The organism is Microbacterium sp. Kw_RZR3 (assembly GCF_029222405.1).
Classification (GTDB): domain Bacteria; phylum Actinomycetota; class Actinomycetes; order Actinomycetales; family Microbacteriaceae; genus Microbacterium.
Genome location: NZ_JARHXC010000126.1, coordinates 1 through 8,092 on the forward strand (window position 1 = coordinate 1; position 8,092 = coordinate 8,092).

Annotated in this window: 6 protein-coding genes; all 6 read right to left on the bottom strand. The window is 71.5% G+C overall.

The annotated features are described in order from the left end of the window. Positions 1–40 precede the first annotated feature (40 nt). Positions 41–1,225 (bottom strand): PLP-dependent aminotransferase family protein, encoded by a 1,185-nt coding sequence (locus tag P2P98_RS06820; protein ID WP_275798409.1) that lies wholly within the window; start codon positions 1,223–1,225, stop codon positions 41–43. Then, positions 1,222–2,877, bottom strand: a complete 1,656-nt coding sequence (locus tag P2P98_RS06825; protein ID WP_275798411.1) for an ABC transporter ATP-binding protein — start codon at positions 2,875–2,877, stop codon at positions 1,222–1,224. The genes P2P98_RS06820 and P2P98_RS06825 overlap by 4 nt, the downstream gene beginning before the upstream one ends. After that, positions 2,874–3,725, bottom strand: a complete 852-nt coding sequence (locus P2P98_RS06830) for an ABC transporter permease (protein WP_275798413.1) — start codon at positions 3,723–3,725, stop codon at positions 2,874–2,876. Before P2P98_RS06830 ends, P2P98_RS06825 begins: the two co-directional genes overlap by 4 nt. Next, entirely contained in the window at positions 3,722–4,738 is a 1,017-nt protein-coding gene (locus P2P98_RS06835; protein ID WP_275798415.1) for an ABC transporter permease, read from the bottom strand. Before P2P98_RS06835 ends, P2P98_RS06830 begins: the two co-directional genes overlap by 4 nt. Before the next feature lie 70 nt (positions 4,739–4,808). After that, positions 4,809–6,455, bottom strand: a complete 1,647-nt coding sequence (locus P2P98_RS06840; protein ID WP_275798417.1) for an ABC transporter substrate-binding protein — start codon at positions 6,453–6,455, stop codon at positions 4,809–4,811. Between the two features lie 42 nt (positions 6,456–6,497). After that, positions 6,498–7,913 (bottom strand): FAD-linked oxidase C-terminal domain-containing protein, encoded by a 1,416-nt coding sequence (locus P2P98_RS06845; RefSeq protein WP_275798419.1) that lies wholly within the window; start codon positions 7,911–7,913, stop codon positions 6,498–6,500. Between the last annotated feature and the right edge of the window lie 179 nt (positions 7,914–8,092).

Sequence of the window (8,092 nt, forward strand, 5' to 3'; positions counted from 1 at the left end):
CGCGGCCGGGGGCACCACGGGCTGGGCCGCGGCGGGCGGGTCAGCGCTGCCGCGCCACCGCACGCCCCAGCCGCGCCGCGGCCTCGCGCAGCGGCTCCTCCGAGGTGTCCCCGTAGGCGAGGCGCAGGTGCCGGTCGGCATCCGTCCCCGGCCCCGAGGGGAAGAACGAGCCGCGCTGGTACTCGACGCCCTCGGCGCTCGCGTCGGCGGCGAGCCGATCGGCGTCCAGGGAGTCGTCGTTCAGACGCGGCCAGAGGAACAACCCGCCGTCGGGCACGGTCACGTCGAAGGCTCCGGATGCCGAGAGCGCATCGGCCAGAGCATGAGCCCGCGACCGGTACAGCGCCCGCGCCCGCCCGAGCACCCGGTCGAAGAGCCCGGCGTCGCTCGTCAGCAGTTCCGCGACCACCGCCTGCACGAAAGTCGACGAGTGCGAATCCTGGCGGCTGCGCAGGGCCACGGCATCCGGGACCAAGCGCTCGGGCAGCACGACCCACCCGAGGCGGAGCCCCGGACCCAGTGTCTTGGTGAAGGTGTTCACGTGGATGACGTGGGCGGAGTCGTGGAACGGAGCGAGCGACTCGGGCTCTCCCGCGAAGCGCAGTTCGCGGTACGGGTCGTCGGCGAACACGACGAAGCCGTACTTCTCGGCGAGGTCGACCAGCTCGCGGCGGCGGGCCGTGGGAAGAGACGACTGCGAGGGGTTGTGGAACTCCGGCACCGTGTAAACCGCGGCGGGACGCGCGCCGGCCCGCAGTTCCGCGGCGAGCGCGTCGACGTCGAGTCCCTCGGCGCCGACGCGGATGGGGAGCACCCGCGCGTCGGCCAGCTCGAGGCCCCGCAGGAACAGCGGGAACACGGGGTTGTCGACCGCGACGAGGTCGCCGCGCTCCAGCACCGTCTGCACCGCGATCGCGAGGCCGTGGAAGCCGCCGTTGGTGACGAGCACGCGGTCCACGGGCACGCCCTCGTGCGCGGCGATCCATTCGCGCAGCGCCGGGATGCCCTCGGTGCGCGAGTACTGCAGCGACGGCGCCCCCGGCGCGCTCAGCACCCGGGCGGTCGCCTCGGCCAGCTCGGCGGTCGGCAGCACGGAGGGATCCGGGATGCCGCCGAGCAGCTCGATCGCGTCCGGGCGGCGATCGCGCAGGGTCTGGTCGCCGAAGCCTCTCGGCGCGCTGAAGGCCCGGACGAGCGCGGGTCGGGAGGGGGCGAGAACGGTCATCGGGAACTCCGGAGGTCAGGGGCGGGGATGGCGTCGACGAGGGCGCGGGTGTACTCCTCGCGGGGGTGCGAGAGCACGTCGGCGACGCGGCCGGCCTCGACCACCCGCCCGTCTTTCAGCACCGACACCGTGTCGGCGATCTGGCGCACGAGGGCGAGATCGTGCGAGACGAAGAGGTACGTGAGCCCCCGCTCGCGCTGCAGGCGACGCAACACGTCGAACACCCCGGCCTGCACCGTCACGTCGAGAGCCGAAGTCGGCTCGTCGAGCACGATCACGTCGGGCTCGACCACGAGGACGCGCGCGATGGCCACGCGCTGACGCTGGCCGCCCGACAGCTCGGCGGGACGGCGGCGGGCGAGATGGGGCGGGAGGCCGACGGCATCCAGAGCCTCCGTCACCTTCGCCGCCCGTTCGGCGCGCGTGCCGATCCGGTACTGGTCGAGGGGCTCGCGCACGATCCTCCCGACGCTCCACGTGGGATCGAGCGAGGTGAAGGGGTTCTGGTAGACGAGCTGGAGGTGCCGACGGATGCCGCGGAGCTCCGCCGGCGTCCGGCCCGAGACCGCGACGCCGTCGACGAAAATCTCTCCGGCGTCCGGGCTCTCGAGTCCCAGCAGCAGACGGACCGTGGTGGTCTTGCCCGAGCCTGACTCCCCCACGAGGGCGTGCGTCGTGCCGGGCGGGACGCGGAACGAGACGCCCGAGACGGCGGCGCGGGCCACCCCGTCGACCACGAAGCTCTTCGACACGTCGCGCACGTCGATACGGGTCGCGGTGGTGTCGGTGGTCCACGCGTCGACTCCGCGTTCGTCGGCGTCGCGGCGGTAGCGGTCGGGGTTCAGCGCGGGAGCGTCGGCCTGCAACTGCACCGTGTACGGCGAAGTGGGGGCGGCGAAGACCTCGCGGGTGGCCCCGGCCTCTTGGACCCGCCCGTCCTTCAGCACGACGATCTCGTCGGTGCGCTCGGCCGCGATCGCGAGGTCGTGGGTGACGAGCAGCAGACCGATGCCGAGATCCTCGCGCAGGTCGTCGAGCAGGTCGAGGATGCGCTTCTGGATCGTGACGTCGAGGGCGCTGGTCGGCTCGTCGGCGACGAGCAGGTCGGGGCGCGGCAGCACCGCGAGACCGATGAGCACGCGCTGGAGCATCCCCCCGGAGAGCTGGTGCGGGTACGCCCCGTACACGCGCGCGGGGTCAGGCAGGCCCACGCGCGCGAACACGTCGAGGATCGCCGCGCGCTGGGCACGGGCGTCGGAGAACCCCGCGAGAGCCGCCGCCTCGTGGGCTTGCGACCCGACGGTGCGGACAGGGTTCAGCGCGTGCGACGGGTCCTGCGGGACGAAGCCGATGCGGCGCCCCCGGTACGGGCGGAACCGCGCCTCCGACAGCCCCAGCAGGTCGTCGCCCTCGAACGCGATCGTCCCGCGTGCGGTCGCCGCCCCGCGCGGCAGCAGGCGCAGGATCGAGCGCGCGATCGTCGACTTGCCCGACCCCGACTCGCCGATGAGGGCGAGACTGCCGCCCCGCGGGATCGCGAACGAGACCTCGTGCACCACGGGGGTGCGACCGTAGGCGACGGAGAGGCCCTCGACCGCCAGGAGCGCGGTCGTGGTGTGCGCGTCAGAGTGCACAGGAAGAGTGGTGGTCATGACGTCCTCCGGAGCCAGCGGCTGATGCGGTTGATCGAGAGCACGGTCGCCACCGTGACCAGGGCGGGCCAGACGACGAGCCATGGCGCGCGCGGATAGTCCTTGCCCGCCGAGATGAGAAGACCCCAGTCGGATGCCGGGGGTGGATCGCCGTAGCCGAGGAACGCGAGCCCGGCGATCACGAGGATCGACAGCCCGAACTGCAGCACCGCGAGAGGGATCAGCGAGCGCGAGGCATTGGGGAGCACGTGCCGGAACAGTACGTGAAGGGTCGTGCCGCCCTGCAGCCGCGCGGCCTCGACGAACACCGAGGAGCGCACGCGGAGCACCTCGGATCGCATCACCCGGGCGAACACCGCCACGGCCGAGACGCCCGTCGCGATCGCGGCGTTGATGGTCTGGAAGCCCAGCGAGCTGACGATCACGACCGCGAGCAGGAACGCCGGGATCGCGAGCAGCACGTCGACGAAACGCGCGAGCACGGTGTCGGTCCACGAACCGAGGAAGCCGGCGAGCAGCCCGATGAGCCCGCCCACGACGACCCCGATCGCCACGGCGACGAGGGCGCTCGTGACCGAGGACTGCGCACCGAACACGATCCGGGCGAACAGGTCGCGGCCGAGGTGGTCGGTGCCGAGCAGGTGTGCGGCACTGGGTGCCTGGAGCTTGTCGGCGGGTACTCCCTGCGCGGGGTTCTGCGAGGTGAAGAGCGCGGGCGCGATCGAGAAGGCCAGTACCACGGCGACGACCGCGAACGAGACGATGACGTCGATCGGGACGGAGAGACGGATGCCACGCGCGCGAGCGTTCGCCGCCCGCGCCGGGGCGGCGGTGAGGGTGGCGGTCATACGATGCTCACTTCCTCGCGCAGCAGCGGCGCGGGATCGTCCTGGGGAGCCGCGCTCGCCGTGCGCCCGCGCGCCCCGATCGACACGCGGGGGTCGAGCAGCGGATAGGCGAGGTCGGCGAGGAGGTTCACCACCACGAACACGATCGCGGCGAGGGAGACCACCGCCTGCAGCACCGGGAGGTCCTGGCTGGCCACGGCCTGCTCGACGAGCGTGCCGATGCCCACGCGGCCGAAGATCGCCTCGGTGATGAGCGCGCCGCCCAGCAGCTCGCCGACGATCAGCGCGAGCACCGTCACCGTCGGCAGCGCGGAGGGCTTCACGAGGTGGCGCAGGAACATCGCACCCTGCCCGAGGCCGCGCGAGCGGGCCACCGCGACGTACTCCTGCCGCGACTCGTGGTCGAGCGAGGCGATGAGCACCTCGGCGAGCTGCGCCGAGACCGGGATGCCGAGAGCCACCGCCGCGAAGAACGTGCCCCAGGGCGTCTCGGTGTCGATCATGCTGAACAGTCCGAGACCGAAGGCGAACACGTGGATCAGCAGCAGGCCGATGACGAAGTTCGGCACCGAGAGGAACAGCGAGGGCAGGGAACGCAAGACGCCCTGGCCGAATCGCGGCGGCAGGAACTGTGTGCCGTATGCGATCACGACGGCCAGCACGATGGCGACCAGCAGGGCGGCACCCGCGAGGCTGAGTGTGGACCCCAGAGCGTCGAGCACGAGGGTTCCGACGGGCAGGTTCGAGCGCAGCGAGACGCCCAGATCTCCCACCACGAAGCGACCCAGCGACGAGCCCAGCTGCACCCACCACGGCTGGTCGAGGCCGTAATAAGCCACGATGCGGGCGATGTCGTCTTCGGTGAAGCCGTTATCGGGATTGCGCAGGGTGCTCGTGATCGGGTCGCCGGGCAGGATGCTGATCACGAAGAACGTGAACAGGTACGCCAGCAGCACGACGACGAGCGCCTGGCCCGTGCGGCGCAGCGCGAAGCGGCCGTAGGTGCGGAGCATGCTCTCCTCCTCTCGTCTCGGTGGAACGGGTACGGGGACGGATGCCGTGGCATCCGTCCCCTGTCCGATGTCAGCTGTTGAGCCAGGTGCCCAGGTAGTACGCGTAGGCGAGGCCGTTGTAGCTGACGCCACTCACTTCGGGCGACTGCACGTAGACGCGCTGGACGATCTGGGTGAGGGGCACGAAGTAGCCCTGCTGGAGCACGTAGCCCTGCAGCTCGTCGGCGACCTTCGCGCGGGCGTCGCGGTCGGTGGCCGTGGCGATGCGGGTCGAGAGGTCGTTGAGGGTGGCATCCGAGGTTCCGAGCTTGAACCAGTCCTCGTCGCCCTTCTTCTGCGAGGTGAGGACCCCGGCGACGGTGCCGACATCCACGAAGCTGCGCGTGATCTCGGTCGCGGGAACCGTGGCGTTGCCGATCACCTTCTGGCCGTAGGTCGGCACGTCGTAGGTCTCGAGGTTCACCTCGAAGCCGAGGCTCGTGAGCTGCTGGTCGACGAGCTCGTCGACCGACTGCGAGGCCTGCAGGTACGGGTTGGGGTAGAGCGTGAACGACAGCTTCTGCCCGTTCTTCGTGCGCACGCCGTCGGCGCCCTTCGTCCAGCCCGCCTCGTCGAGCAGGGCCGCAGCCTTGTCGGGGTCGTACGCGAAGTCGGCGCTGTGGTCGGTCGCCTCGGGCACGGTGCTCTGGAACAGCGACTCGGCCGCGTGCCAGTCCGTGGTGTAGACGGTCGAGAGGATCTGGTCGCGGTCGATGCCATGCTGCACGGCCTGGCGCACCTTCACGTCGTCGAAGGGGGCGACGGAGGTGTTGAGCGCATAGCCGTTGACGAAACCGAGGTAACGCGGGGTCTCGACGGTCAGCCCCTCCTCCTTCAGCGCGTCGAGGTCCTGCGGACTCGCGTTGTAGGCCACCTGCGCCTGGCCCGACTCGACCGAGGCGGTGCGCAGCGTGGGCTCCGCGACCTGCTTGTAGGTGATCGTGTCGAGGTACGCGGCACCTTCGTGGCCGACGGCTTCGGGACCCCAGTCGTAGTCGTCGCGCTTCTTCAGAACGACGCTGTCGCCCTCGGCGACCTTCTCGACCGTGAACGGGCCGCTGCCGATGTCCTTCGTGAGATCGGCCTGCTGGTCGGCGGGGAGCGCCAGCGTCGCCGGGGACAGGAGGATCGAGCCGTGGTACGCCAGCGTCGGGATGAAGCTGAGCGTCGGTGCCGAGAACGACACCTTCACCGTCGTGGCATCCACCGCTTCGGCACCCGCGTAGTTGGCCGAGGGGAACAGACCGATGCGGTTGATGCCCTCGTCGGGCCGACCCTTCGCCCAGATGTCGATGTTCGCGACGACCGCGGCTGCGTCGAGGGGTGTGCCGTCCGAGAAGGTCACGCCCTCTTTGAGGTGGAGTGTGAACTGCGTCTTGTCGGCGTTCTCGTCCCAGCTCTCCGCGATCCACGGGCTGAGGTTGCCCTCGGCGTCGACGTAGACGAGCTTGTCGGTCACGTTGCCCCAGATCTGGCCCTGGTAGCTCGAGATGGAGCTGTTGTTGGGGATCCAGGTGGCGCCGAGCGAGTCGATGAGGAACACGAGGTCGCCGCCGGGCTTCGGGGCGGCGTTCTCGGCCGGGCCCGCCGCGGTTCCCGCGCCGCATCCGCTGAGGAGAACGGCGCCGACGGTGAGGGCGGAGGCGACGCCCAGGAGGCGTCGGAAGCGAGTGGTCATGGAGGGGTCCTTGTGCTGTGGGAACGTGCTGTGCAGAACGGGTTACAGGGCTTTGCCGGGGTTGAAGAGACCGGCGGGATCGAGCGCGTCCTTGATCGCGAGCTGAGCCGACCGCACGCGCGCGGCGAGCTCTTCGGCGGCGAGCGCGCGCTTGACCGTGCCGATGCCGTGCTCGCCGCTGACGGTTCCGCCGAGCGCGAGGGCGGCGCGCACGATGTCGTCGGTGGCGTCATGCAGCGCCGCCGGGACGAGGGAGGGGTCGGCACCCGCCGGGATCGGAAGGGTGACGACGGGATGCAGGTTGCCGTCGCCGGCGTGGGCGACGGCGCTGACCGCCACCCCGTGGCGCGCCGCGATGGCGGGGAAGCCCGCGAAGACCTCGGCGATGCGCGACTTCGGTACCGCGACGTCTCCGCCGGCGAACCAGGATCCCTCGTCGAAGCGCCGCCCCGAACGTCGCAGTTCCCAGAGGACCTCGGCATCCGGTTCGCTCTCGACCTGCACGCGCCCGCCGGCGGCGGCGAGCGCTGTCGTCAGCTCGGCGGTCTGCTCGTCGATGCCGAACCCGTCGAGCTCGATGAGCAGGAGGGCCGCGCCGCGGGCGCGAAGGCCCGAATCGTTCGCCGCGTCGATGCCCTCGAGGGTCGGCTCGTCGAGGAACTCGATCACGCTCGGGCGCACGCGCGAGGCCGTGATCGCACCGACGGCCGCGGCCCCCGCGGCGGTCGACTCGAAGAACGCCGTCACCGTGCGCCGGGCGACGGGGAGGGGACGGATGCGGACGGTCGCGCCGACGACGATGCCGAGCACCCCCTCCGACCCGACGAACAGCGACACGAGGTCGAGCCCGGTGACGCCCTTGATCGAGCGGTGGCCGATCGAGACGAGGCTCCCGTCGGCGAGGACGACGTCGAGGGCGAGCACCGACTCTCGGGTGACGCCGTACTTGGCGCAGCGGAGGCCCCCGGCGTTGGTGGCGATGTTGCCGCCGATGGTCGAGATGCGCCAGCTCGCGGGGTCGGGGGCGTAGAAGAGGCCGAGCGGGGCGAGGTGCTCGTTGAGCGCGGCGTTGAGGACACCGGGCTCGACGACCGCGACTTCGTCGGCGGGTAAGACCTCGACGATCCGGTCCAGGCGGTCGGTCGATATCACGAGCTGGTCGGCGTGCGCCACGGCGCCGCCGGAGAGGCCGGTGCCGGCGCCCCGGGGGACGATGCTCACGCCGTGACGCGCGGCGAGGCGCACGAGCTGCTGGACCTCGCCGACGGTGGTCGGGAAGGCGACCGCGGGACCGTCCGTCGCGCTGGTGCCGCTTCGAGGCGCGGTGCCCGCGTCGTGCGCGTACTCCGCGGTGTCGGCGGACGGCGGGAGCACCTCGATGCCGGGGGCGTCACGCTCGATGTCGTCGAGCAGGGCGGACAGGCCCGTGCGCGGGGCGGTCGCGGTGGAAGCGCTCATGGGCGGGCCTCTCTGGGTCGGGACGGGAGTGCAGCCGAAGCTAGGGCGACGTCGGCACCGCCTTCATCTCGGCGGAAACGCGCCGTCGCGATGCGTCACGGTCCGTCACGACGCGACACGGGGAGTCACAGTCGCCCGCCGGCGGAGGCTCGGGCGCTACCGTGCGCTCGGTCACGGGG

What these genes read in the sequence shown, in the direction of transcription:
- P2P98_RS06820 (WP_275798409.1), bottom strand. Translation starts at nt 1,225, where the DNA reads ATGACCGTTCTCGCCCCCTCCCGACCCGCGCTCGTCCGGGCCTTCAGC.
- P2P98_RS06825 (WP_275798411.1), bottom strand. Translation starts at nt 2,877, where the DNA reads ATGACCACCACTCTTCCTGTGCACTCTGACGCGCACACCACGACCGCG.
- P2P98_RS06830 (WP_275798413.1), bottom strand. Translation starts at nt 3,725, where the DNA reads ATGACCGCCACCCTCACCGCCGCCCCGGCGCGGGCGGCGAACGCTCGC.
- P2P98_RS06835 (WP_275798415.1), bottom strand. Translation starts at nt 4,738, where the DNA reads ATGCTCCGCACCTACGGCCGCTTCGCGCTGCGCCGCACGGGCCAGGCG.
- P2P98_RS06840 (WP_275798417.1), bottom strand. Translation starts at nt 6,455, where the DNA reads ATGACCACTCGCTTCCGACGCCTCCTGGGCGTCGCCTCCGCCCTCACC.
- P2P98_RS06845 (WP_275798419.1), bottom strand. Translation starts at nt 7,913, where the DNA reads ATGAGCGCTTCCACCGCGACCGCCCCGCGCACGGGCCTGTCCGCCCTG.